Here is a 1,045-nt window from a genome sequence, read left to right on the forward strand (position 1 = left end):
AGCAGCGGCCACCTCAGGTCAGGTAAATTTGCCGCGATCAGTGCGTATTCAGTTCCCGATCAGCATGTCAGCCGCGTTTCGCGCTGCCGAAACCTTGATCCTGCGCTCAGGTATGTCAATTTTTCCCGAATGACAAGATCTGGCGCGGGAAAACTTTGGAAAACTATATATCAACTTGGCCTTCCAAATAAAGCCGGAATTTCGTCGCGCTGAGCGTCACAAGAGAACGTCCATGCGGCGATGGTATAAAACTACCTGAAGGATTGCGTATGACGCATGGAATATTGCATATTATTCTTGAATAAAAGCCAGATCTCCTGATTCCGAACCAGTTATGAGCGTCGGTTCACCGGCTGTCTCTTCTTCCATTTTCAACTTCAAGTTTTCGGATCTAATTCCTCATGAAGATCGAGACGATTCCCGCGCACCCTTTCCCTACGGCACCTTTGTGCCCGAAGAAACCCCATCGTTTCTCGCTCTACGGCGTTGAAATCCGGGACGATTATGCCTGGCTCAAGGCCGAGAACTGGAAAGAGGTGCTCAAGGACCCGGAACTTCTCGACAATGAGATCCGCGCCTATCTGGAGGCCGAAAACGCCTTTTCCAGCAAGCTCTTGAGCGGCACGGAAGAGCTTCAGCAGCACCTGGTGGCGGAGATGCGGGGACGCATAAAGGAAGACGATTCCTCGGTGCCGGACCCGGACGGCCCCTATGCCTATTTCACCCGTTACCGCGAAGGCGGGCAGTATCCTCTCGTGTGCCGCATGGCACGCGAGGGTGGCGACGACGTGATTCTCCTGGACGGCGATAAGGAAGGCGAAGGCCAGGCGTTCTTCGACCTGGGCGGAGCGGATCATTCACCCGATCACCGCCTCTTGGCCTGGAGTGCGGATCTCAAGGGCTCCGAATACTTCACGATCTACGTCCGCGACACTGCAACGGGCCAGGAACTGGCGGACCAAGTTCCGAACACCTCGGGGGACGTCGTGTGGCTCGCCGATTCGGCTGGCTTCTACTATGTCGAGCAAGATGAGAACCACCGACC

The 1,045-nt window shown here is 55.2% G+C and carries 1 pseudogene; it reads left to right on the top strand.

The window, feature by feature from the left end:
• Nucleotides 1-401: 401 nt before the first annotated feature.
• A pseudogene (locus tag AC1DT3_RS22345) lies at nt 402-1,045 on the top strand (S9 family peptidase); the annotation flags it as partial.

Source organism: Microvirga sp. P4_G7, from assembly GCF_056401005.1.